This is a genomic window from uncultured Photobacterium sp. (assembly GCF_947039875.1).
Taxonomy (GTDB): domain Bacteria; phylum Pseudomonadota; class Gammaproteobacteria; order Enterobacterales; family Vibrionaceae; genus Photobacterium.
Genome location: NZ_CAMRAN010000021.1, coordinates 20,905 through 45,693 on the forward strand (window position 1 = coordinate 20,905; position 24,789 = coordinate 45,693).

At 33.7% G+C, this 24,789-nt stretch carries 23 protein-coding genes; 19 read left to right on the forward strand and 4 right to left on the reverse strand.

Annotated elements, in window-relative coordinates:
- Nucleotides 1-151: 151 nt before the first annotated feature.
- The 4 genes from Q0V26_RS09295 to Q0V26_RS09310 all read right to left on the reverse strand — a co-directional run bounded on the left by Q0V26_RS09295 (nt 152) and on the right by Q0V26_RS09310 (nt 4,253).
- Entirely contained in the window at nt 152-2,374 is a 2,223-nt protein-coding gene (locus Q0V26_RS09295; RefSeq protein WP_297481065.1) for a YjbH domain-containing protein, read from the reverse strand.
- Entirely contained in the window at nt 2,374-3,054 is a 681-nt protein-coding gene (locus Q0V26_RS09300; RefSeq protein ID WP_297481067.1) for a capsule biosynthesis GfcC family protein, read from the reverse strand. Before Q0V26_RS09300 ends, Q0V26_RS09295 begins: the two co-directional genes overlap by 1 nt.
- Nucleotides 3,055-3,166: 112 nt before the next feature.
- Nucleotides 3,167-3,889, reverse strand: a complete 723-nt coding sequence (locus Q0V26_RS09305; protein WP_297481069.1) for a YjbF family lipoprotein — start codon at nt 3,887-3,889, stop codon at nt 3,167-3,169.
- 133 nt (nt 3,890-4,022) lie between these two features.
- Nucleotides 4,023-4,253 (reverse strand): hypothetical protein, encoded by a 231-nt coding sequence (locus tag Q0V26_RS09310; RefSeq protein ID WP_297481072.1) that lies wholly within the window; start codon nt 4,251-4,253, stop codon nt 4,023-4,025.
- Between the two features lie 589 nt (nt 4,254-4,842).
- Here Q0V26_RS09310 and Q0V26_RS09315 point away from each other — a divergent pair.
- The 19 genes from Q0V26_RS09315 to Q0V26_RS09405 all read left to right on the forward strand — a co-directional run bounded on the left by Q0V26_RS09315 (nt 4,843) and on the right by Q0V26_RS09405 (nt 24,767).
- Nucleotides 4,843-5,985 (forward strand): polysaccharide export protein, encoded by a 1,143-nt coding sequence (locus Q0V26_RS09315; protein ID WP_297481075.1) that lies wholly within the window; start codon nt 4,843-4,845, stop codon nt 5,983-5,985.
- A 185-nt stretch (nt 5,986-6,170) separates the two neighbouring features.
- On the forward strand, nt 6,171-6,611 hold the full coding sequence (locus Q0V26_RS09320; RefSeq protein ID WP_297481078.1) for a low molecular weight phosphotyrosine protein phosphatase: 441 nt from the start codon (nt 6,171-6,173) through the stop codon (nt 6,609-6,611).
- A 324-nt stretch (nt 6,612-6,935) separates the two neighbouring features.
- Nucleotides 6,936-9,113: a polysaccharide biosynthesis tyrosine autokinase gene (locus tag Q0V26_RS09325; RefSeq protein ID WP_297481081.1), complete on the forward strand. Its 2,178-nt coding sequence runs from the start codon at nt 6,936-6,938 to the stop codon at nt 9,111-9,113.
- 322 nt (nt 9,114-9,435) lie between these two features.
- Nucleotides 9,436-10,524, forward strand: coding sequence for a UDP-N-acetylglucosamine--undecaprenyl-phosphate N-acetylglucosaminephosphotransferase (gene wecA, locus Q0V26_RS09330; RefSeq protein WP_297481084.1), 1,089 nt, complete (start codon nt 9,436-9,438; stop codon nt 10,522-10,524).
- A 51-nt stretch (nt 10,525-10,575) separates the two neighbouring features.
- Nucleotides 10,576-11,634 carry a dTDP-glucose 4,6-dehydratase gene (rffG, locus tag Q0V26_RS09335; RefSeq protein WP_297481086.1) on the forward strand — a complete coding sequence of 353 codons (1,059 nt, stop codon included), beginning with the start codon at nt 10,576-10,578 and terminating at the stop codon, nt 11,632-11,634.
- A gap of 75 nt (nt 11,635-11,709) precedes the next feature.
- On the forward strand, nt 11,710-12,585 hold the full coding sequence (rfbA, locus tag Q0V26_RS09340; protein WP_297481089.1) for a glucose-1-phosphate thymidylyltransferase RfbA: 876 nt from the start codon (nt 11,710-11,712) through the stop codon (nt 12,583-12,585).
- A complete protein-coding gene (locus Q0V26_RS09345) occupies nt 12,582-12,983 on the forward strand; it encodes an FdtA/QdtA family cupin domain-containing protein (RefSeq protein WP_297481092.1) in 402 nt (133 codons plus the stop codon). The genes rfbA and Q0V26_RS09345 overlap by 4 nt, the downstream gene beginning before the upstream one ends.
- On the forward strand, nt 12,980-13,441 hold the full coding sequence (locus Q0V26_RS09350) for an acyltransferase (RefSeq protein WP_297481094.1): 462 nt from the start codon (nt 12,980-12,982) through the stop codon (nt 13,439-13,441). Before Q0V26_RS09345 ends, Q0V26_RS09350 begins: the two co-directional genes overlap by 4 nt.
- Before the next feature lie 3 nt (nt 13,442-13,444).
- Entirely contained in the window at nt 13,445-14,560 is a 1,116-nt protein-coding gene (locus Q0V26_RS09355) for a DegT/DnrJ/EryC1/StrS family aminotransferase (RefSeq protein WP_297481097.1), read from the forward strand.
- A complete protein-coding gene (locus Q0V26_RS09360; protein WP_297481100.1) occupies nt 14,553-15,104 on the forward strand; it encodes an acyltransferase in 552 nt (183 codons plus the stop codon). The genes Q0V26_RS09355 and Q0V26_RS09360 overlap by 8 nt, the downstream gene beginning before the upstream one ends.
- Nucleotides 15,105-15,121: 17 nt before the next feature.
- Nucleotides 15,122-16,348, forward strand: a complete 1,227-nt coding sequence (locus tag Q0V26_RS09365) for an O-antigen translocase (RefSeq protein ID WP_297481102.1) — start codon at nt 15,122-15,124, stop codon at nt 16,346-16,348.
- Between the two features lie 9 nt (nt 16,349-16,357).
- Complete coding sequence (locus Q0V26_RS09370) at nt 16,358-17,152, forward strand: glycosyltransferase (protein ID WP_297481103.1); 795 nt, start codon at nt 16,358-16,360, stop codon at nt 17,150-17,152.
- Nucleotides 17,142-18,203, forward strand: a complete 1,062-nt coding sequence (locus Q0V26_RS09375; protein ID WP_297481104.1) for a polysaccharide pyruvyl transferase family protein — start codon at nt 17,142-17,144, stop codon at nt 18,201-18,203. Before Q0V26_RS09370 ends, Q0V26_RS09375 begins: the two co-directional genes overlap by 11 nt.
- The gene (locus Q0V26_RS09380) at nt 18,178-19,215 is read left to right on the forward strand and encodes a glycosyltransferase family 4 protein (RefSeq protein ID WP_297481105.1); all 1,038 of its coding nucleotides are present in this window, start codon (nt 18,178-18,180) and stop codon (nt 19,213-19,215) included. The genes Q0V26_RS09375 and Q0V26_RS09380 overlap by 26 nt, the downstream gene beginning before the upstream one ends.
- Nucleotides 19,208-20,443: a hypothetical protein gene (locus Q0V26_RS09385; protein WP_297481106.1), complete on the forward strand. Its 1,236-nt coding sequence runs from the start codon at nt 19,208-19,210 to the stop codon at nt 20,441-20,443. The genes Q0V26_RS09380 and Q0V26_RS09385 overlap by 8 nt, the downstream gene beginning before the upstream one ends.
- Complete coding sequence (locus Q0V26_RS09390) at nt 20,431-21,600, forward strand: glycosyltransferase (protein ID WP_297481107.1); 1,170 nt, start codon at nt 20,431-20,433, stop codon at nt 21,598-21,600. Before Q0V26_RS09385 ends, Q0V26_RS09390 begins: the two co-directional genes overlap by 13 nt.
- Nucleotides 21,588-22,301 carry a WecB/TagA/CpsF family glycosyltransferase gene (locus tag Q0V26_RS09395; protein WP_297481108.1) on the forward strand — a complete coding sequence of 238 codons (714 nt, stop codon included), beginning with the start codon at nt 21,588-21,590 and terminating at the stop codon, nt 22,299-22,301. Before Q0V26_RS09390 ends, Q0V26_RS09395 begins: the two co-directional genes overlap by 13 nt.
- A gap of 242 nt (nt 22,302-22,543) precedes the next feature.
- Complete coding sequence (locus Q0V26_RS09400; protein ID WP_297481109.1) at nt 22,544-23,710, forward strand: nucleotide sugar dehydrogenase; 1,167 nt, start codon at nt 22,544-22,546, stop codon at nt 23,708-23,710.
- Between the two features lie 52 nt (nt 23,711-23,762).
- A complete protein-coding gene (locus Q0V26_RS09405; protein ID WP_297481110.1) occupies nt 23,763-24,767 on the forward strand; it encodes an NAD-dependent epimerase in 1,005 nt (334 codons plus the stop codon).
- Nucleotides 24,768-24,789: the final 22 nt, after the last annotated feature.

Sequence of the window (24,789 nt, forward strand, 5' to 3'; positions counted from 1 at the left end):
GTTAATAAAGGATATAAAAATTCCTTTATCGTATTTCTTAGGTATTCAATTGCTTTTTAGGCAATAGTGTAAAATGATTATTTATAGAAATGAGTCGAATAATGACAATAATCGGCAACTCAAGCGTGTGCTGCCGATTTATTATCACTATTTAGTTATTAAAGGCTTTGCGTCCACTCCATGGCTGACGTCCATCGGTTAAGTCATATAATTGATATTTATGGCCTAACATCTGACCGCCATCACGGTTCATCGGTAACCAAGATATATCGGCGCGGCTAGTGCTTGGCTTCACGGTTAAAATATCGAATGGAATCGAGATATAAAAACCTTTGTTAAAGCTGCCTTCACCATATTCTTCTGCTGACATATTGGTTTTAGTAATAAAAGCGCCAGCGATAATTCCACTATCAAATTGTTTAGAGAAATCGATAGTTACACCAGTATCTTCAGCTAAATAACGTCCAGCGCTGACTTTTAATAAAGTATTTGGTAGCCATTGCCATTGTGGTTGGTAATAAGCAGTTAGATTACCTGTGGCAGCTCCGGTTTGAACTTCATATGGACGATCCAAATGATCATCGTATTGATTTTGATTTTTAAAGAAACCAAATGCTGAATTAGGATCACGCTGTTTCACGTAATTGACATCTAATCCAAATGCCCAATTACTGCCAACAGGGCGATAAAGCACTTCACCACCAATACCACCAAACATCATTTCTAAATAACCCGCATAAGCTTGTGCATACCAATCATTAGAAACTTGATCTAGCCATGTCAGCTGTAAATTATTCATGCGTAACGTGTTATCTGCAATGTATTGACGCACAAGGGTACGGACACGCTTATTATGGGTACCATCTGGCGGCACATCATATTTAAATTTATCGTAGGTATCGTAAAGGTTTAAATAAACTGAGCCACCGACAGTGAAGTGATTATTAAACCAATAATCAGCACTGCCTGTGACACCGACATTGAACATGTAAAAGCCTTCAGAACCACCTAAGGATTGTTGTAGTGTTGGCGCAATTCCGGCGTCCCAGTTTTGACTAAGATCTGCTACTTGCTGGCCTTGAATATTTGTCGGTGCCGTCGTGGTACGATTATCTGCAATATTACTGCCGATATAATCATTATTAGCCACTTGCAGCAGTTGCTGACGATTAAGTACCGTTTCGGTAATCGGTTGGTTAGCGACAGTTTCTACAATATGGAATTGTTCAACTGCTGGCGCTTGGTTATTGAGTAAGATCCCTGCTCGTAATTGGGCTTGATCACGATCGCGATATTTAACTTGTTCGGCAGCTACTGTAATACTGTTAGCGCCATTCTGATAAATGGTCGGATTTTTGTAGCCAGCAATGCTTTCCACATCTTGAGCGAGTTGTTGCCATTGCTCGGCGGTGAGTGTCTTTGCTGTTGGCGTTGTTGTTACTGATGGCATTGGCTCATCTAACCAACTGGCTTTTAATTGATTAAAGTTAGTGTTTACACTTAAACCAAAGCTAACTGTGGTGCCTCGTTCATAACTGATATTGGCGGTTGCCCAATCGGTTAATTGATAAACAGCACCAAAATTAAATGGCGTTTTTGGCTTCATGTTATGACCGCGATTAGCACGGAAATCATCAGTATAATCGTTACCGTCATATTCAAGTTTTAATTGTAATGGTTGCCAAGGGGTTTGGTATTCAACACCACCATAAAGAGCGGCATTACCTTTAAACCAGCGACTGATATCAAAACTACCACCATTATCTTTAAAGCCATTATCACGATCACAGAAACTATCACTTACTTTGCAGAACGGATTGGTAATGTTTCCGCGTTGGCCGATGTAACCCCAGCCTAGCCCAAGGGTGAAATCTAGTGGTCCCACTTGCTTGTTTGCAGCAATAAATTCGCCATCAAATAAACCAGTACCGCCAAGATCTCGAAGGCCCACGGCAACTTCAGGTAACCAATAAGATTCTTGCCATAACCGTACTTTGGCATCGATACCCTTATCGGTATATAACGTATCACCACTAAAACTTTGATCGCCACTGTAATAAAGATCAGGCACTTGGGTGTAACGAATAGTGGTTTCAAGCCAAGGCAATAGTTGTAAAGATACCCAATAATGGTGGTAATCACTGCTAATGGTGGTACCAAAAATAAATTCGCCTTCAGGTTGCATACGCGCCGTTGGCATTTGCATTAAACCCACGCCACCAAAATCACTATTAGAATAGCGCATTTTAGGGTAGCTAAACTCATCTGCCTGTGCATTACAGAAAGGAAGTAACGCGATAGCCAATGCTGATAAAGCAAATAAAGGACGTTGATATAGGTTGTGGCAAGTAGAAGCCGATGTGACAGAGTTCATTACAACGTCCTGTTGATTAGCATTGAAGAAATAGCATGGTTTAAGTCACTATAATCATCAAACAGTGAGTGATAGCCAAGGTAAATGATTGCCCCCGGTGCAATATCATTATGATGATTATTCCAGTACGCAATTGAGTGTTGTTGCATCACACCATCAGGCTGAATAACCGTAACTTCGCTATTGGCGGCGATTGAAAGTGGTGTTACTTGGGCTAAATACTCTTTTGCTGACATGCGAGGTTGCCACTTAATTGTTTGTGGCTTTTCAATGGCACCAATAACGATCACTGACGTCGGACGATTCGCTAATTGCAGTAAGTAATTGCCGTTTAATAGTGGATTGTCGGCTTTATTTAAGCGTACTTTATCGATATCAATGCTAACGGGCAGGCGCTGATGATGAATATGCTGTTGTAACCATTGACCTGTATTGGCAAAACTATCGCTAACCACTGTGTCGTCACGGTATTGTTGGCTTAATTGTGTTAACTGGGTGATCAATGCTTGTTTATTTTTAGGCTCTGTTGGGGAGCTTAAGCTACTGCCTAGCCAAAAAGGGATGTCAGTCATTGTACGTTGTTTAAGGCTATCACTAACAACTTGCGCTAAACGTACAGGATCTGTGTAGTGTAAAGTTACAGCTGTGGCAGAAGAACCATTAGCATTTAAAGTGATCACACTTTGAGCCAAGCTTGGTATAGAAATGAATAAACATAAACTCGCGAGCGTATAACAAACACGGTGTCGAGTCGCGGGTGTAATAAATGAACAAAACATAAAGACGCTACCGTTAGCTAAAAGGTTTCAGAATAGTCATTTCAACAATTGGTAAAGATGGCGCAATATATTGCAGGCTCTTAACTACTTTACCTGTTTGTTGCTCAACCCAAAAAGTATTGCTGTAATGTTTATCTAATTGCTTAACCGATACATTTTCATTAAATCGTAAGATAGGCACTGATTTGCCATTAATGGTTAATACTTCTGTGTGATCAAATACAAACACGGAATCTAACTGATAGCCACTGTGGTAACCAGGTTGCCAATCAATCGTACGCTGCCATTTTTTGGGGGTGGTTGCTAGGTGTAATCCTAAAGCCAACGGATCGGGGGCATCGCTGTGCGTCGCTAATAAATTCCCCTCGCTTAAATTAACTGTTTTTATAATTCGTCCACTCTGAGTAACTAGCATCCCGTTATCACTGGCAAGCCATTTAAGTTGTGGGGGCGAAGTTTGAGGGGAAGCTTGAGTGATTGTGTCACCTGAGGCTGATTCCGCCAGCGCTAGTACCATAAATAACTGAGACTGATTATTTATACGAATATAAGTACTTGCATAAGGAAGTTGAGCAATATCATACGCTGATTTATGCACATCAGCTGTGCCTTGAACAGCAAGGCGAATAGTATCATTAACACTGGTGATTTTTTGGCTACAGCCCGAAAGCAATAAAGTGGTCGCAGATAAAAGCAACAACCTTGAAATTGAATGATAAATAATATTTTTACGCATTATGTCGCTTCCGATATGCCATTCTAATTGAGCTATAGATTGCAATAATCGAATAGCTGATAAAAAAGAATAACCGTGGCAGCACGGTTATTCTTTTATTAACCTAATTTTTTATCAGGTTAAACGTCAACAATTACTTTGCAGCGTTAACAGAAGTTGTTGTTGAGTTAGTATTATCTGAATCTGATGCTGCAAGTGCGACAGCTGCAACTGCTGCTGCGCCACCAACAACAACAGCTGTTGTTGTACCAGTTGAAGTTGTTGCAGCTGTTGTTACACCTGCCGCATCACCTTTTGCTGTGTCAGCAAATGCTGATGAAGACATAGCCATAGCCGCTAGAAGAATTAATGCATTCTTTTTCATGATGTAAATCCTTATCGATAAAAATAACATATAGATCGTCAATAAAATGACGACTTTGTGATGGGTTATAATTAGTGCACTGAATTAATAATTATACAGAAAAAAAGTATATAACTATGCGAGTTTTTTTTACCTTTTATGTGTCTGCGTGTATAAAATGTGATTTACACCACTTTTATTAAGTATCGTTCAATATTAAACGAATAAGTGGGTTGTAAATGTTTTTATTTTATGAATGGTCTTTTTTTTCAGTTAGTTACGAATTTATTGAGGTATGATCTAGATAGTAAATAGACTGATTTTTATATTTCATTTTATATGTAAATTAAGTAGAATCTACCAGTTATATGAATATTAATCAGATCGTTTTTTAGTTTTTTTTTAGATTCATATGTGATTTAAATGCTAATTTATGTATTTATATGTTTATGCATTTATATGTTTATGTATTTATATGTTTATAGAGCTTTAATATTCAGAATAACAAAAACTTATACTTCTATAGCAAGTGAGGAGCTGTAACCTTCGGGCGGTAGCATGCTCGTTTGTAATAAATTCCATCAATCAATGCTGAAATGAACTTAATCTAATGAAATTATCAAAAAAATTACTTGTTACAGCAATTGCTTCTGTAATGTTAGCTGGCTGTAGCATGCCAGGATCACATCTTAGTCTTGATGGTAAGCACGTTACTGAAACTAATCAGGGACAACCTACGCTTGATCAAGAAGTGAATGTATTCCCACTAACGGTCAATAATATTAACCAATTTAAAGAAGCTAAAGTTGTCGCACAAATCAACCCCAAGCTTGAAAAAGAATTATCTGGTTATCAATACCATATTGGCCCTGGTGATATATTAAATGTCACTATCTGGGATCACCCTGAATTAACGATTCCTGCGGGTTCTTATCGTAGTGCGAGTGAAGCAGGTAATTGGGTACACGCAGATGGTACTATCTTCTATCCTTATATTGGTCAAATGCATGTCGCTGGTAAAACCGTAACAGAAGTGCGTCGTGATATTGCTCAGCGTTTAGCTGCCTTTATTGAAAAGCCACAAGTTGATGTTAATGTTGCTTCGTTCCGTTCGAAGAAAGCTTATATAACGGGTGATGTTAAAAACCCAGGTCAACAAGCGATTACTAACGTACCATTAACCTTACTTGATGCGATTAATAAATCAGGTGGCTTAGATGCTGACGCTGATTGGCGCAACGTCACGTTAACGCGTAATGGCAAAGATCAAACGTTATCACTGTATGCTTTAATGCAACGTGGCGATTTAATGCAAAACCGATTATTACGTAATGGCGATATTGTCCACGTACCACGTAATGATGCTCAAAAAGTGTTTGTATTAGGTGAAGTTAAAGAGCCTAAACTACTTAAAATCGACCGCGTAGGTATGAGCTTAACCGAAGCGTTAAGTAGTGTTGGCGGCATTAATGAATTACAAGCAGATGCTACTGGCGTGTTTGTTATTCGTGCTAATCATCCTGATTTAACAAAAACACCGCATGCACCTGCTGCGAATATTTATCAGTTAAATATTAAAGATGCGACAGCATTAGTGATTGGTACTGAATTTGAATTACAGCCTTATGATGTGGTGTACGTTACAGCTGCACCTATTGCGCGCTGGAACCGTGTAATTCAACAACTGGTTCCAACCATCAGCAGCTTTAATCAGCTTTCTGAAGGTATGAACTACTACATGAATTTGAAGTAGTTACTAGAGACGAGTTGAAGAGGGGCGAGTTAACGAGTAAAAGCAGATATAATTATTAATCATTGTATCGCTTTAATTTCAACACTCGCACCCGATAACCTTATTTCTATGTAACTAAATGATGAGATTATTTGAGCATTTAAATACTCGGAATCTCGAAACTCATAAACTTGAAACCTATCTCTATGTTCAATAAAATTCTTGTTGTTTGCGTCGGTAATATCTGTCGTTCACCATCAGGCGAACGTATTCTACATGCAAAATTACCCAATAAACATATTGCTTCGGCGGGCGTTGGTACTGAAAATAGTGGGCTCGCGGGTAAACCTGCCGATAAAATGGCAGCTGAAGTGGCACTTGCGCATGGTTATTCACTTGAAGGTCATCAAGCACAGCAACTGACTAGCGATTTATGCCGTAATTATGATCTTATTTTAGTGATGGAAAAAGGTCATATCGATGCTGTTACCCGTATTGCACCAGAAGTACGTGGCAAAACAATGTTATTTGGACAATGGATTGGCCAGCAAGATATTCCCGATCCATACCGTTTAAGTAAAGAAGCATTTGATCATGCGTATGATTTAATAGAAAAAGCAGCAACAGCTTGGGCGAAGAAATTGTAACTTTCTAACTCCGTTATTCCTTAGAGTGAATGCTAACCCTAACTCCGTCATTCCCTGCAGTGAATGCCGCGAGGGCGATAGGGAATCTACTGTCCGCGCGTCGTAGAGTTATTGAATTCACTGGCTTCTTTAACGCTCGATCACGCTTTGAGTAGATCACGGATAGCTCGTCCCTCACTTCCGAGATGACGAATAATGGGCTAAGTGAAGTTACGAGGGCGATAGGAAATCTACTAATCACGCGCTGTAAACCCTATTTAACTTTTGGATGATGCCTTGGCTCTTCCTCATCTCTTAAAAATTTAACATCGGAATCTTTACTTAATGAGTATCACCCAAAACCCTCAAGCTAATACTTCTTCGGGAAGCGATGAAATAGATCTTGGCAAACTATTTGGGATTTTAATTGACAGCCGCTGGCTAATTATTCTCACTACTTTTATTTTTGCTTGCGTTGGTATCGGTTACGCCTTATTAGCAACCCCTATTTATAAAGCTGATGCCTTAATTCAAATCGAACAAAAAAGCACAGGCATGCCCGCTCTTGGTGGCGATATGGCTGAAATGTTTGGTGGTGCAGAGTCAAGTGCTACCACAGAAGTTGAAATCATCAAATCACGCATGGTGTTGGGTGATACGGTTGATAAATTAAATTTAACCACGGTTGCTACTCCTATTTATACGCCTGTTTTTGGCAAAGGTCTGGCGCGCTTATTAGGTGATAGCCATCAGATTGACGTTTCTCGTTTTACTGTGCCTGCTAATACGGCATTGAATAATGATGTAATAACGGTTACTAACAGTGTCCAAGGTGAATATAGCTTAACGAGTAGCGAAGGTCGTGAATTACTTACGGGTAAAGTTGGCACATTAGCAACCAATAACGGTTATAGCTTATTTGTAACCCAGTTAATCGGAGATGATGGCGCTATATTTAGTATTGGTAAAATCAGCCGTTTAGATGCTATTCAAGGGTTACAAAAAGCCTTGTCTATTACCGAACAAGGTAAGCAAACCGGTATTCTGCAATTATCAATGACGGGTGAGAACAGAACCAAAATTAAAAATATTTTAAATGATATTAGCCAAACCTATTTTCTACAAAATGTTGCTCGCAATTCAGCAGAAGCCGAAAATAGTTTAGCATTTTTAAAGCAACACCTGCCAAAAATTAAGCAACAACTAACATTAGCAGAAGATAAACTGAATCGTTACCGCCAAAAGAATGAATCGGTTGATTTACCATTAGAAGCAAAAACAACGTTAGATACCATGGTGACATTAGAGGCGCAAATCAATCAGTTGACCTTTAAAGAAAGCGATATTTCGCAGCTTTACACCAAGGAACATCCGGCTTATGTTGCTTTGCTTGATAAGCGTAAAACGTTAATGAAAGAAAAAATGCGTTTAAATAAACGTATTGAAAAATTACCAAAAACCCAACGTGCAGTATTACGTTTAACGCGTGATGTTGAAGTTAACCAGCAGATTTATGTACAACTGTTAAATAAAGTACAAGAGCTGAGTATTGTTAAAGCAAGCACCGTTGGTAATGTACGTATTCTTGATAATGCACAAGCATATTCACAAACAGTAAAACCGAAAAAATCATTGATAGTGGTATTAGCAACATTATTAGGCGGCATGTTATCTGTAGCTATCGTGCTGCTGCGTGCTGCTTTACATCGTGGTGTTGAAAACCCTGATGAAATTGAAGCATTAGGGTTACCCGTGTACGCGTCAATTCCGTTATCTGATTCACAGTTAGAGTTAGATAAGAAATATAAGCTTAAAAAGCAACATACAGTCAATGAAACATTGCTGTCTATTGCTAACCCTGCTGACTTATCGATTGAAGCACTACGCAGTTTACGTACCAGCCTACACTTTGCGATGATGGAAGCGCGTAATAATATTGTGATGATTTCCGGCCCGAGTCCAAGTATCGGTAAGTCATTTGTGACTGTGAATATGGCAGCAGTCATAGCGAAAGGTGGTCAGCGGGTATTAGTGATTGATACTGACATGCGAAAAGGGCGAATGGAACGCCAAATGTGTGTTGATAGCAAGCCTGGTTTAGCCGATTATTTAAGTGGCCAACAAACTATTGAGCAAGTGATTAAATCTCCAGGTATTGAAAACCTTGATTTTATTGCTCGTGGCGCAGTGCCGCCTAACCCTTCTGAGTTATTAATGCATCCGCGTTTAAAAGCATTATTCGATTGGGCGTCTGAAAATTATGATTTAGTATTAGTGGATACTCCACCAATTTTAGCCGTAACTGACCCGGCAATTGTCGGTACTCATGCTGGTACAACGATGATTGTTGCGCGTTTTGGTTTAAACCCGGTTAAAGAAATTGAAGTGGCTAAAAACCGTTTTGCACAAAATGGTATAGACGTTAAAGGTTGCATTCTGAATGCCGTCGAGCGTAAAGCCAGCTCAACTTATGGTGGTAACTACGGTTATTATAACTACAGTTATGCGAGTGATAAGAAATAGATAGCCAATCCTCGCCACTCCCTATAGTGAATGTCCACGAGGGCCGATAGGAATCTACTCCCCACGTGTTGTAGATTTAAGACGTAGAGTGTAGCAGAGAATCTTGGGGAGTAGATATTCTCTTTATCCCCAGTCATTATTAAACATAACACATAAAAAGCATTAGCCTTAACAGCTAGTGCTTTTTTGTGCCTAAATCAATGTAATCAATAAATTATGATGGAGTTTAATTATAAGCAGGAATAAAACAATAGGGATAAAAAAAAGAGTAATAACAACTGAATATCTTATTTAATACTTCATTATTATAAAGTTGGCCGTTATGTATAATGCTTATCTGTTTGTTTTTATAACGTCGTTTATTACGTTATTTATCATGCGAAAAGTAGCAAAGAAAATTGGTTTAGTAGATAAACCCAATGCACGTAAGTTACACCAAGGTGTAGTGCCTTTAGTTGGCGGTATCTCTGTTTATCTCTCCTTATTGATCACTTTTATTCTATTTTTACCAACCAGTTTAAATATTTGGCTTTACCTTGGTTGTGCAGCGATTCTTATAGTGCTGGGTGCTATTGACGATTACCTTGATATTAGCTTTAAAATTCGCTTACTCGTTCAAGCGGGGATTTCTTTGGCAATGATTTGGGTTGGTGGTCATAGTCTGCATAATTTCGGTTATCTAATGGGCAGTAATAGCATTGCGCTAAATGAATATGCCGGTTCTGTGGTGACTATTATTGCGGTTATTGGTGCAATTAATGCCTTTAATATGGTTGATGGTATTGATGGCCTATTAGGTGGTTTGGCTTCAGTGACATTCACCGCGCTTGGAATAACATTTTATCTCAGTGATAATCAATATTTAGCCACCATTTGTTTTCTCATTGTTGCTGCACTTGTTCCTTATATTATGCTAAACCTTGGTTTTCCATTAGGACGCCGTTTTAAAGTCTTCATGGGCGATGCAGGTAGTATGTTCATTGGCTTTTCAGTGGTATGGATGCTGGTTCGCGGCACTCAAGAAGCCGATATTATTGCTTTTAATCCTGTAACCGCACTATGGATTATTGCGATTCCATTAATGGACATGGCAACCATTATGATTCGCCGTATGCGTAAGGGCCATTCACCGTTTGAACCTGATCGTGAGCACTTACACCATATATGCCAGCGGATGGGTTTATCATCATTAATGACATTATTTGTAATTTGCTTATTGGCTGCAATGTGCTCCGTTGTCGGTATTGTCGCTGATATTAATGGTGTCGCTGAATCGATGATGTTTATTGGTTTCTTAGTGATGTTTGCGGTGTATTTTACCGCTATTAGTCATATTTGGCGTATTACGACTTGGGTCAATAAGTTGTTTGGACGTCAAGAAGTGGCAATCAATAATCCGCAACAACATTAATTATTAACGTTTAATTCTTATTTATATAAAATCAATCATTAAGGATCATCAGTGAAGATTTTAGTTACAGGTGGTGCAGGCTTTATCGGCTCTGCCGTTGTTCGTCATATTATTAATAATACTCAAGACAGTGTTGTTAACGTTGATAAATTAACTTATGCGGGAAACTTAGAATCATTAATTACCGTTGAAAATGATGATCGTTACGCATTTGAGCAAGTAGATATTTGTGATCGTGCAGAGTTAGATCGCGTTTTTGCTGAGCATCAGCCAGATGCGGTAATGCACTTAGCCGCAGAAAGTCATGTTGACCGTTCAATCGATGGCCCTGCTGCATTTATCGAAACTAATATTGTTGGCACCTATACCATTTTAGAAGCTACTCGCGCTTACTGGAATCAATTAGACCAAGCACGTAAATCAGCATTCCGTTTTCATCATATCTCTACTGATGAAGTGTATGGTGATTTGGAAGGTACGAATGACTTGTTCACTGAAACAACATCTTATGAGCCATCAAGCCCATATTCAGCCTCTAAAGCATCAAGTGATCATTTAGTGCGCGCATGGTTACGCACTTACGGTTTACCAACCATTGTAACTAACTGCTCAAATAATTACGGCCCTTACCATTTCCCTGAAAAATTGATTCCGTTAATTATTCTTAATGCGTTAGACGGTAAAGCATTACCTGTTTACGGTGATGGCATGCAGATTCGTGATTGGTTATATGTCGAAGATCATGCATCAGCGCTTTATACCGTAGTCACTAAAGGCGAAATTGGTGAAACCTATAATATTGGTGGTCATAATGAAAAAGCCAATATTGAAGTGGTGAAAACCATTTGTTCATTGCTTGAAGAGTTAGTACCGAATAAACCGCAAGGCGTAACTGAATACCAAAATCTAATTATTTACGTTACTGATCGCCCTGGGCATGATGTTCGTTATGCGATTGATGCCTCTAAAATTGCACGTGAACTTGGCTGGAAACCTGCTGAAACCTTTGAATCGGGCATTCGTAAAACCGTTGAGTGGTATTTAGCGAATCAAAAATGGTGGAGCAGAGTATTAGATGGTTCATATAACCGTGAGCGCTTAGGTAACTAATTCATTTCTTTATTTTTTTGATCTTTGGTTGATCTTTTCCTTTCAACCTGAGACCTATAACCTCGGATTCTATTTATGAAAGGCATTATTTTAGCGGGTGGTTCTGGTACACGTTTATATCCAATCACCATGGGTGTTTCAAAGCAGTTATTACCAGTTTATGACAAGCCGATGATTTATTACCCATTATCAGTATTGATGCTTGCTGGCATTAAAGAAGTGTTAATTATTACCACACCTGAAGATAAAGAAAGCTTTCAACGCTTATTAGGTGATGGCAGTCGTTTTGGTGTTTCTCTGGAATACGCTGTTCAAGAAAAGCCAGAAGGTTTAGCTCAAGCATTTATCATTGGTGAAGAGTTTATTGGTGATAAGAGTGTTTGTTTAGTGCTGGGCGATAATATTTTCTGGGGGCAGGGTTTCTCTCCTAAGTTAATTTCAGCAACAAAACAAAATTCAGGAGCGACTGTTTTTGGTTATGAAGTACAAGATCCTGAGCGTTTTGGTGTGGTTGAATTTGATGATGCATTTAATGCATTATCGATTGAAGAAAAACCAACCGCGCCTAAATCTAATTATGCGGTAACGGGGTTATATTTTTATGATAACGACGTAGTACACATCGCTAAAGATATTCAACCATCAGAACGTGGTGAATTAGAAATCACTTCGATTAACCAAGCGTATTTAGAACGTGGTGATTTAAAAGTTGAATTGTTAGGTCGTGGTTTTGCATGGCTTGATACGGGAACTCATGAATCATTGCTTGAAGCATCAAGTTTTGTTGAAACCATTGAAAAGCGTCAAGGTTTTAAGATTGCGTGTTTAGAAGAGATTGCTTACCGTCAAGGTTGGATGACAACAGCAGAAGTTAGGATTGTAGCTGAACCGTTTAAAAAAAATGGGTATGGTCAATATCTTCTAAAAATGATTAAGGAAGAACGTCAATGAGTTTGATTAATTTAATTGAATTTAATCATCTTGGCGATGACCGTGGTGGGCTGATATCTTTAGAGCAAAACCAAAACATCCCTTTTGACATTAAGCGTGTTTATTATATTTTCGATACCCAACAAGATGTTGCTCGTGGATTTCATGCCCATAAAGATCTACAACAAGTTGCTATTTGTGTAAAAGGCTCATGTCGGTTTTTAATGGATGATGGTCATAATAAAGCTGAAATAGTATTAGATAAACCTAATCAGGGGATATTAATTGATGTAATGCAATGGCATGAAATGCATGATTTTAGTGAAGATTGTGTATTGCTTGTATTAGCTAGCGATTATTACGACGAAGCGGATTATATTCGTGATTATAATGATTTTTTAATAGTGAGTGCAAAATGATAATTCATCCTTTAAGCGATGTTCAATCTACTAATATTGGTACAGATACGCGTATTTGGCAATTTTCTGTTGTTCTAAAAGATGCCGTTATTGGAGATAATTGCAATGTATGCGCACATACTCTGATTGAAAATGATGTTGTAGTTGGTAATAACGTTACTATTAAATCTGGTGTATATCTTTGGGATGGTATTCGCATAGATGATGATGTATTTATTGGTCCTTGTGTTGCCTTTACCAATGATAAAACGCCTCGTTCTAAGCAATACCCAGAAGCCTTTTTGTCTACAACAGTTAAAAAAGGTGTGTCAATTGGTGCGAATGCAACAATTCTACCAGGCGTTACTTTAGGTGAGTATTGTATGATTGGTGCTGGCGCTGTAGTGACAAAAGATGTTCCTGCTTATGCTGTTGTAGTTGGTAATCCTGCATCTGTTATCCGTATTTTAGAGAAATAAATAATGATTAAGTTTTTAGATCTTCAAGCAATTAATGGCCAATACCAAAAAGAACTAAAAGAAGCATGTGTGCGTGTGATTGATTCTGGCTGGTATATTATGGGTAATGAACTAGAAGCATTTGAGCATGAGTTTGCCGAATATTGCGGTGTGAAACATGCAATTGGTGTCGCTAATGGTTTAGATGCTTTAATTTTAGTTATTCGTGCATGGAAAGAACTAGGTAAGTTAAAAGCTGGAGATGAGGTGATTGTTCCTGCTAATACTTATATTGCTTCTGTTCTTGCAATTACTGAAAATGGTCTAATTCCTGTTTTTGTTGAGCCTAATCCAACAACGTATAATCTTTGTCCTATAAATGTTCGTGCTGCTATTACTAAAAAAACAAAAGCAATTTTGCCTGTTCATCTTTATGGCTTAATTTCACCAATGCCTGAATTAATGGATATTGCTAAAGAGCATAATTTATTAGTATTAGAAGACTGTGCTCAAGCTCATAGCGCTAATATTGACGGTAAAAAAGTCGGTAATTGGGGCGATGCGGCTGGTTTTAGCTTTTACCCAGGGAAAAATTTAGGCGCATTAGGTGATGCAGGTGCAATTACGACCAATAATGATGAACTTGCTCAAACAGTTAAAGCATTACGTAATTATGGATCACATAAGAAATACGAAAATTTATATCAAGGTATAAACTCTCGTCTTGATGAAATTCAAGCAGCAATGCTTCGGGTTAAATTAGGCTATTTAGATCAAGAAACTGCTCGTCGCCGTGAGATTGCTAATTGCTACCGTAGCGAAATCACCAATCCAGTGATTCAATTGCCTGAATGGAATGATGATAATAATCATGTTTTCCATCTATTTGTTATTCAAACCCCAAAACGCGATGAATTACAACAATATTTAGCTGATAATGGTGTTCAGACCGTGATTCATTACCCAATTCCACCACATAAGCAACCTGCTTATGCTGAGTGGAATCAGCAATCATTGCCGCTGACAGAAAAAATCCATCGTCAAATATTGAGTTTACCTATTGATCCTACAATGACTTATGATTGTGTGAAACAGATTGTTACTATTTTAAATGATTTTAACTGGAAATATAATGAATAAATTATTTAAAATAATATTATATATAATAATACGGATAAAAAAATTCATTTATTATAATGCATCAACGGCTAAACTTAAATGCAAGATAGTACAGCCAGTTATCGCTCGTGGTGAGGGATGGATAGATATAAATAAAACTGTTGTATTAGGTGTTGAACGCTCCCCTTTTTTTTTATGTAATTATATTTATATAGACGCAAGGAAAAAAGGTAGCTTAATAAAAATAGATGATAATTGTATTATTAATAATAATGCAAGAATAATATCAAATGGTTCAAAAATACATATAAAAAGAAATTGTTTGATTGGATATAACTTCGAAGTAATTGATTCTGATTTTCATAGTATATCTGTAAATGAAAAAGTAATTAATAGAGGTGTTGAAATAGGTGAAAATGTATTTATTGGTAATAATGTTATTATACTTAAAGGAGTAATAGTCGGAGATAATAGTGTTATTGGTAATGGTTCAGTTGTTACTAAAAATATTGATAGCAATACTATCGTTGGTGGTAACCCAGCCATGGTAATAAAACAAAAATGAATCTATTGAAAACATCTATGTTAACTGCTATTTCTACTTTAATAAGGATGATTAGTGGATTTATAATAACTAAAGTCATATCTGTCTTGGCGGGCCCTAACGGGTTAGCGTTAATAGGGCAATTACAAAATATTATAAATTTGATAATGTTATCAGCTGGGAACTTTTTACAAACGGCTGTTACTAAATATACCGCCGAATATAAAGATGAAAATTTAAAAAAGTATAAAGTATGGAGTGTGTCGCTTAAAGTAATCTTTGTTATAAATATCATATTGAGTCCATTAATATTTTTGTTTTCTAATGATATAAGTCTATTAATATTAAAAACAAGTGAGATGTCTTATTTGTTTAAAATATTTTCATTTAGTATGCCCTTGTTTGTTCTTAATACATTATTTCTATCTATAATAAATGGTTTAAAGGATATTAAGAAGTATGTTTCCATAAATATATTGTTAAGTGTAGTATCTTTACTCCTTACTACATTACTATGTTATTTCTGGGGCATAAAAGGTGCTCTTATTTCTTATGTAACAAATCAATCTCTTGTTTTCTTTATTACTTTTTATTTAGTAAGAAATGAAAAATGGATGAAATTAAAAAATTTTAAAGTTAAAGTTGATAATGAAGATTATAAGAAGGTATTGAAATTTATAATAATCACAATATCGGCAATATTAGCTTCTAATTTATCTTTAATCGTTATTAGGAATAATATAATAAACAATTTATCTATTAATGATGCTGGATATTGGCAAGGAGTTTGGTCGTTATCACAAGTTTTATTTTCATTTGTGACTATGACATTAGTTACATATTTACTTCCTACATTATCTAGTATTAAGGATAAAAACAAACTAAATAAAGAAGTATTAAATGTTATATCTTTTACATTTCCTCTTATAGTTATATTATGTTTGTTATTTTATTTTTTTAGAGACATCATTATTTATTTACTATACTCATCGGATTTTAAATTAATGAGAGATTTATTTTTATGGCAATTTTTTGGAATAGCTATAAAATTAATTGGCTGGGTTTATGGCTATGTTTTAGTAGCTAGAGGAATGGTTAAATATACAGCATCAACTGAGATTATATTTGCAATATCTTTTATCTTAATATCGATATCATTAATACATTTATATGGCTTAGTGGGAGTTACTTATGCATTCTTTATTAATTCAGTTTTGCATGCATTAACTATGTATATAATATATAAATTCAAGGTTTATATTTAAGGAGTTGTAGTGAGCTATAGCATAACGATTATTATACCAACGTATAACGGTGATAAGTATATAAGTGAAACTATAGAATCTTGTTTAAATTTAAATTATATAAATTATAAATTGTTAGTTATAGATGATTGTTCAAATGATAAAACTTTTGAAAGAGTTTCTAATTTCACATCAGATAAGATTACAATTGTTAAAAATAAGGTTAATTTAGGTTTAACTAAAAATATTAACAAGGCTCTATCCTTTGTAGAAAGTGATTATTTTATTCTATTAGGGCAAGATGATCTTCTTGATAAAGAACATCTTAACATTATGACAAAATGTATAGATACTGATACTGCTATTGTACATTGTAATAGTTATATAATAGATAAAAACAACCAGAAAATAGGTGTTTCTAGAATTGATAATATTCAAATAAAAAAGACAAAGTCAGCTATGTTGGAATTATCTATTGATAATTTTATAAGTAGTACTGGAATGTTACAAAAAACGTCAGTTTTTAATATGGCTGGAGGGTGGGATGAAAATTACAAAAATTTTGGTGAATGGCTATTTTATATAAAGGCTTTAGATTTTGGTGGAATAAAATATACAAGTGAGATTAGAGCCTATTATAGGAGGCATGACACAAATATCACAAATACATTTACTATTAAAAATGTAAGTAAAAGTGTTGATCTATATAAAAAGTACTGTAGATTATTTGCATGGAATAAAGTAAATAAAAGCTTAAATATAGTCATGTATTATTATTTTAAAACATTAATTAGACATATAAAGTATATACGAAATGGCAATTAAAATCTTATCTATAAATGAATGTCACTCTGATAATCTAGGTGATCAAGCAATAAGTAAAAGTATCAATTATATTTTTAATAAAAACAATTGTGTGGTTATTAATGCTGATTATAGCTGCAGTCAGAATATAAAATATAATAATATTAGTTCACTTAATAAAAATAAGAGTAAATTTAATCTATTAAAGAAAATAAAGGCTTTGAAGTTTATAAAATGGGCTGTTTTTAATTATAGATATATAATGAATGAATCAATGAAGGATGTTGATTTTGCAGTCATAGGTGGAGGGCAACTTATATTAAGTAATAGCCATTTTCCTATATCCATTTTTTTATGGACATTTTTCTTATCTATATATAAAAAAAATATTTATCTATATAGTGTTGGATGTGGTGAGAAATTCAGTTTTATTGAACGTATTCTGATCAAATATTCATTAAAGAAAGTGAAAATTATTTTTGTTAGAGATCAAGATAGCAAAGATAAGTTAAAGTTAATATTTAATATAGATTCAATTATTATCCCTGATGTTGCATATGCATTATTTAAGAACGATAATTATATAAAAGATAATTTCTGCGTTCTAGGTGTTGTTGATTATAATGTTTATAATCGATATAAAAGAGAAATTAATAGGTACTATTCTACTAGGAATGATTATTATAATTCTTGGATTGATGAGATTAATGAGATTAATTGTCAAGAAATAATTCTTTCATCGACGACTTTAAGTGATCGCGATGAATCAATTTCCTTTTATGAATATGCAAAAGATAAAACAAATAAAAAGTTAACACTTATATCAAAGTTACAAACTCTCGATGAGTATTTTGATTTGTTATCTAAATCCAGTTTTGTTATTTCTGGGCGTATGCATTCATTAATTCTAGGTGAATGTTATCATTGTTCAGTGATCCCATGGTTTATTTCTAAAAAAATAATATCTTATCAAAAAGAAAGAAATCACAGGAATATAAATTTATCATATCAGATGTTAGATAGCGCTGTTAAAAAAGTATTAGATAATGAAACGAAAAATAATAATATTTAGTAAAGAATATCCTCCTGAGGTTGGAGGTGCTGGTGTCATCGCAAAAACTATATATGATGGATTAAGTAAAGTTGGTGATATAAAAGTCTCGTTAGTAAGACTTCATAACATATTAGATAAATGTTTATTTCCATTGTTTTTTATGAATTTTTTACGAGCTGACTATATCATTTTGAATGATTTATTTAGTAAGAAATTTTGGATTAAATTTTTAAAATTATCCTTATCAAGGAAATGTATAATTTATTTGCATGGTTCAGAACCAGAGTATTTAGTTAATGATATTAGGTACCGAAAAGATTTTTTGAATTTGTGCTTATATTCTAAAATAGTTATATCTGTATCAGATTATATGAAAATAAAATTTATCGAATCTATACCTGATGACTTTGAAGGTAAAGATAAAATTATAAGTAAAATAGTAATTATTAAAAATGGTATTGATACAGGTATATTTTATAATGATATTAATTTAAAAAGATGTTCAAATAAACTATTAATTACTACGACAAGTAGAATTATTAAAGAAAAAGGTTATATTAGAATGGCTGATATAATTAAAATATATATTTCTAAGTATTCAGAAGAGGTCGAATGGAGTATTGTCGGTGATGGAAAAGATATTGATTTAATTAAAAATTATTGTAAAGAAATAGATATTTATAAATTCACGACTTTTCATGGGGTTCTTAGCCATAAGCTTTTATTTAAATTATATAATAGATCTCACGCCTTTTTATTATTATCAGAATTAAAAGAGTCTTTAGGTTTAGTTTATATGGAAGCTAGTTCATGTGGGGCTTTTTCCCTTGGTTATAATCGATATGGCGTAAAAGAAGCAATTGTAAATAATATTAGTGGTAAGTTGATTAATAATGAATCAAATGATGAGATAGCATTTATATTGAATGATATTTATTGCGAGAATAAAATTTCAAATATTGAGCCTGATTTTTTTTCAAAGGATAATATGTTAATTAAACTGAATAATTATATGAGGCTGCATGAATAGATATAATAATATTATACTTTATATTGCATTTATATCATTACTCCTTACCCCTGCATTTATCTTACCAGGGGGGATTCAGATGGCTCAAAAGGTTTATTTTGTGTTGGAAGGAGGTGTGTTGTTATCTATTTTTATAGTTTATATTAGTATAATAAAAGAATATAAAATACCTAATTGTAATATTTTTTGCATTATGTTTTTGCTTACAACTATAATTATAATTTCAAATTTATTTAATAATGCATTATTAAATGGTTCATCATTATTAGCCACGATAAGATATCCATTATATTTTTTCATTGTGCTTCTTTTTTATAATTTATCAAGAATTGCTGATTATTATAAAATTGAGAAATTATGTGTTTATTTTTTTATAATAACATCAGTGTTTACTATTTTTCAGTGTTTTTCAATATTCGAACCATTTGTTAAATTATATACAGATGGTTATAATAGTTTTTTAGGTTTAAGAGTTAATTCTATATTTAGGTACTCATATCTTTATGCTGTATTTATTAATTTCTTTATTGGGTTTTTCTTTGCTATTTATATAAGAGATAAACAAAAAAGACATCTTTTATATATACTTGTTCTATTTATATTTTTACTTTTAACACAGTCTAAAACAGCATATCTATCATTGTTCTTTACTATTTCTATATTATTATTACTTTATTTGATAAATGAAAATATAGACATATCTAGTAAGCTTTTTGTGTCAACTGCGATTATTATTTTTTCTTGTGTGATAATTTACATACTGTTTGTTTTTTTTAGTGATAAAATTAGCCATGTTTTAAATTTTATTAATTATATCAATGGTACTGCAGGGATTGATGGTTCAACCCAAACTCGATTAACACAATTTAATACTACAAAATATTTAATTGATCAAATGGGATCAGATATATTATTTGGTTTAGGCTCTAATGGTTCTGGTAGCATTATTCTAGAAAATGCATATTTAGATTATGTAGTTAGCTATGGGATTTTAGGGCTATTATGTTACGTGTGTTTAATTTTTTACTTTATTTTTATGGGGGGGGGAGATTTTAGAAAACTATTAACAAGTTATACCTCACCATTTACTATAGGGTTTCTATGTATGTCGGTATCACTTCTAATACTAGCTTTTTCTAGCTCTCCAACTGATGCCTATAGATCTTCCTTTATAATATATGCATTAGTTGGAGTAAGAATTTATATTGGTGTGGAATGCAAAAAATAATATTTATTATAGATAGAATTGAGGGTGGTGGTGCGGAAAAACAAATGCTTAAGGTGATTGAGCTTTATAATATTAATTATGAAATAATAGTTACTTCACTTCATGAGCCATCAGGTGAAATGAAAACACTATTGAGCCAGTCGTCTTGTGAATATATGAGTTTCCGTTTTAATAATTTATCTGATAAACTTCGAATAATTAATTATTTATGTTTTATTTTTAGGATTCGTAATTATATAAAAAAAGAAAAAGTTAGAATCGTTTTTTCTTACTTAGAATGGAGTAATGTCTTAAATATAATTTCAAATTTCAAATTAAAGACTAGAACATTTCTTAATGTTAGAAATCATTTAACAAGTCAGTATAAAGATAAGGGGAAGGGGTACTATAGATTATCGAAAATGATATTGAAGTACTTTTATAATAAAAGTGAATGTATTATTTGTAATTCACAAGCTATCAAGGAAGATTTAAAAGAAAATTATTTCATTAAAAATAAAATAAATGTTTTTTATAATATATATGATTTGGGATACATGACAAATAAAGCAAAAGAATATATGGATTATAAATTTATTGATGAGTGTCATTTAAATGCTGGTAAGGTCTTTTTGACTGTAGGGCGATTAGTTTCTCAAAAAAATTTAGAACAACTTATAATAACATTTTCAGATTTTAATCGTACACAATATGGTGTTAACGACTTGTTGGTTATAGTTGGTTCTGGTCCCTTAGAGTCAAAATTAAAACATCTAGTTAAAGATTTATCTGTGAATGTTATTTTTATTGGTCATATATCAAACCCCTATCCATTATTTATAAAATGTGATTACTTTATACTTAATTCAAAATTTGAGGGCTTTCCAAATGTTTTAAGTGAGGCTATTATTTTAAATTGTTTCCCAATTGTAGTTGATTGTTTTTCAGGCCCAAGAGAAATAATTTCGAATTTTGAAATTATTGATTATAAAACTGAACTTAAGAATGTTGAATGTCTAAAATCAGGCATTCTTTACAAAAAAGATGACTCTTTAGCTAATATTAATTTATTTGAATCATTAGTTTTAGCTAGAGTAAATTTTTATAAAAAAACAGATATAACATCAAAGTTGAAATCTGAAAGCTTCGGTAAGGATCAGTGGTCGTGTCTTTTATAAATGAAAATATTGAAAATAAGATACAATGTAAGAAAAACTTTAAAAAAATCATGTTAAGTGACGAAAGAGCTGTTATTGGTTTTATTAATCCTTTCTCTTATGAAGTTGTAGCAAATGAACAAGATCTAATCAATGGTATAAAATATTGGTTTTGTGATGGTAGTCTATTAGTGTTTTTAACTAATTTGAGAAGAAAAGTAAAAATTGAAAGGGCTAGTTTTGATTATTCATCTGTTGCACATGATGTTTTTGATAATGCAATGTTAAATAACTTAAGAGTATCTTTTATTGGAGCTGATACAAATGAAATAAAAGAAGCTGTTAGAAATATTGAGTTAAAGTATGAAAATATTAAAGTAACATATTATAGAGATGGATACTTTGGAAAGGAATATAAAGAAAATATATTTGATGAAATAATAAAGTCTGATGCGGATTATTTAATTGTTGGAATGGGATCACCATATCAAGAAAAATTCGCAATAGAAGCTCTTGAAAAATGTAAAAACTTATCTAAAGTATTCACGTGTGGTGGCTTTTTGACACAGACAGCTATTAAGAGTGATTATTATCATCCGTTAGTTAAAAAACTAGGTGTTAGATGGTTACAACGGGCTATTATGCATTCTCATGTCAGAAAACGGTTAATAAATAATTATCCTGAATTCGTTTTAAAATATTTATTAAACAGTAAAAGATAGTATTTATATCTTAATTTCTGTCATATAAAAAACTGATTAGAATAAATATTGTATATTTAATAGTTGAGATCTTATGAGTTATCTTAAAATCCCAAGCTTTGTTATTAATGTTTAATGAGGTGTTGTCTAATAAATACAATGTGACTCAAGCTCATATTAAATAATTATAAAGTCCGTGGGTGTTATTAATAATAAATAGCTTACCCATTTATTCTAATATATTATAACGTTTAGTTGGTTTTATGAAAATTACTATTGCTGGTACAGGCTATGTAGGCTTGTCTAATGCTGTGCTGTTAGCTCAGCATAATGAAGTTGTTGCTGTCGATATTATCGAAGAAAAAGTTAATTTACTGAATGATAAAATATCGCCAATTGTTGATACTGAAATTGAAGATTTTCTTCAAAATAAAGATCTTAATTTCACTGCAACATTAGATAAAGAATTAGCTTATAAAAATGCTGATTTTGTTATTATCGCTACGCCAACGGATTATGATTCTGTTAATAACTTTTTTAATACCTCGTCTGTTGAAGCGGTTATTAAAGATGTAATGGAGATTAACCCAGAAGCAGTGATGGTGATTAAATCAACGGTTCCTGTAGGTTATACCAAGCAGATTAAAGAACAGTTTGGTTGTGAGAATATTTTATTTTCGCCAGAGTTCTTACGTGAAGGTCGTGCACTTTACGATAACCTATATCCTTCTCGTATTATTGTGGGTGAGCGTAGTGAACGAGCTAAAGTTTTTGCTAACTTATTAGCCCAAGGCGCGATTAAGCAAGATATTAAAATTTTGTTTACCGATTCAACCGAAGCTGAAGCTGTAAAGCTGTTTTCTAACACTTATTTAGCCATGCGTGTTGCTTACTTTAATGAATTAGATACCTATGCTGCGTCTAATGGCCTAGATACTCGCCAGATTATTGAAGGTGTGGGCTTAGATCCTCGTATTGGTAATCATTATAATAATCCATCATTTGGTTATGGCGGTTATTGTTTACCTAAAGATACTAAACAGCTTCGTGCTAACTATCGCGACGTGCCAAATAATATTATTGGTGCGATTGTAGATGCCAATACGACACGTAAAGATTTTATTGCAGATTCTATTATTGCTAAAAATCCACAACGTGTCGGTATTTACCGTTTAATCATGAAGTCTGGGTCTGATAACTTCCGTGCATCAAGTATTCAAGGGATCATGAAGCGTATAAAAGCAAAAGGTATCGAAGTCGTTATTTACGAACCTGTATTACATGAAAAAGAATTCTTTAATTCATTAGTGATTGACGATTTAAATGAATTTAAAAAAACATGTGATGTCATTGTATCTAACCGCATGGTTGATGAAATTGCTGATGTTGTAGATAAAGTCTATACCCGTGATTTATTTGGTAATGATTAATATTAAAAATAAAACGATATATCATTTCTAACTTTTATTTAATGAGTCTTATATGAAATATTTAGTAACAGGTGTTGCGGGTTTTATTGGTAGTGCAATTACAGAACGTTTAACTGCACTTGGTCATCAGGTTATTGGTGTTGATAACTTAAATGATTATTATGATGTAAATTTAAAATTAGCTCGTTTAAAGCGTATTGAGCATGTTAATTTTGAATTTATTAAATTAGATTTAGCTGATCGTGAAGGAATGGCTGAATTATTTAAAATGCAACAATTTGATCGTGTAATTAACTTAGCCGCACAAGCAGGTGTTCGTTACTCTATTGATAATCCGTTAGCGTATGCTGATAGTAATTTAATTGGGTTTGTTAATGTGCTTGAAGGTTGCCGTCATAATAAGGTTAAGCACCTTATTTATGCATCATCAAGTTCTGTCTATGGCTTAAATGCTAAAACACCATTTGAAACCAGTGATTCAGTTGATCATCCAATTTCATTATATGCTGCGAGTAAAAAAGCCAATGAGTTAATGGCGCATACTTATTCTCATTTATATGGATTGCCAACGACAGGATTACGTTTCTTTACTGTTTATGGTCCTTGGGGCCGTCCTGATATGGCACTGTTTAAATTTACCAAAAAAATCATGAATGACGAAGAAATCGACATTTATAATAATGGTGATATGCAACGCGACTTTACTTATATTGATGATATTGTAGAAGGTATTGTTCGTATTCAAGATGTTGTCCCTGCAAAGCAACCAGATTGGACTGTAGAGACGGGTTCTGCTGCTGATAGTTCTGCCCCTTACCGTATTTATAATATTGGTAACGGTAAATGTGAAAAATTAATGGATTATATTGAAGCTTTAGAAGATAGCTTAGGTATTCAAGCGAAGAAAAACTTTATGCCAATGCAACCTGGTGATGTATATAAAACTTATGCAGATACCAGTGGTTTATTTGAAGCAACAGGTTACAAGCCTGAAACACCGATTAAACAAGGTGTTGAGAATTTTGTGCAGTGGTATCGAGAGTTTTATAATAAATAAGCTATAAATTCATTAAGTACGG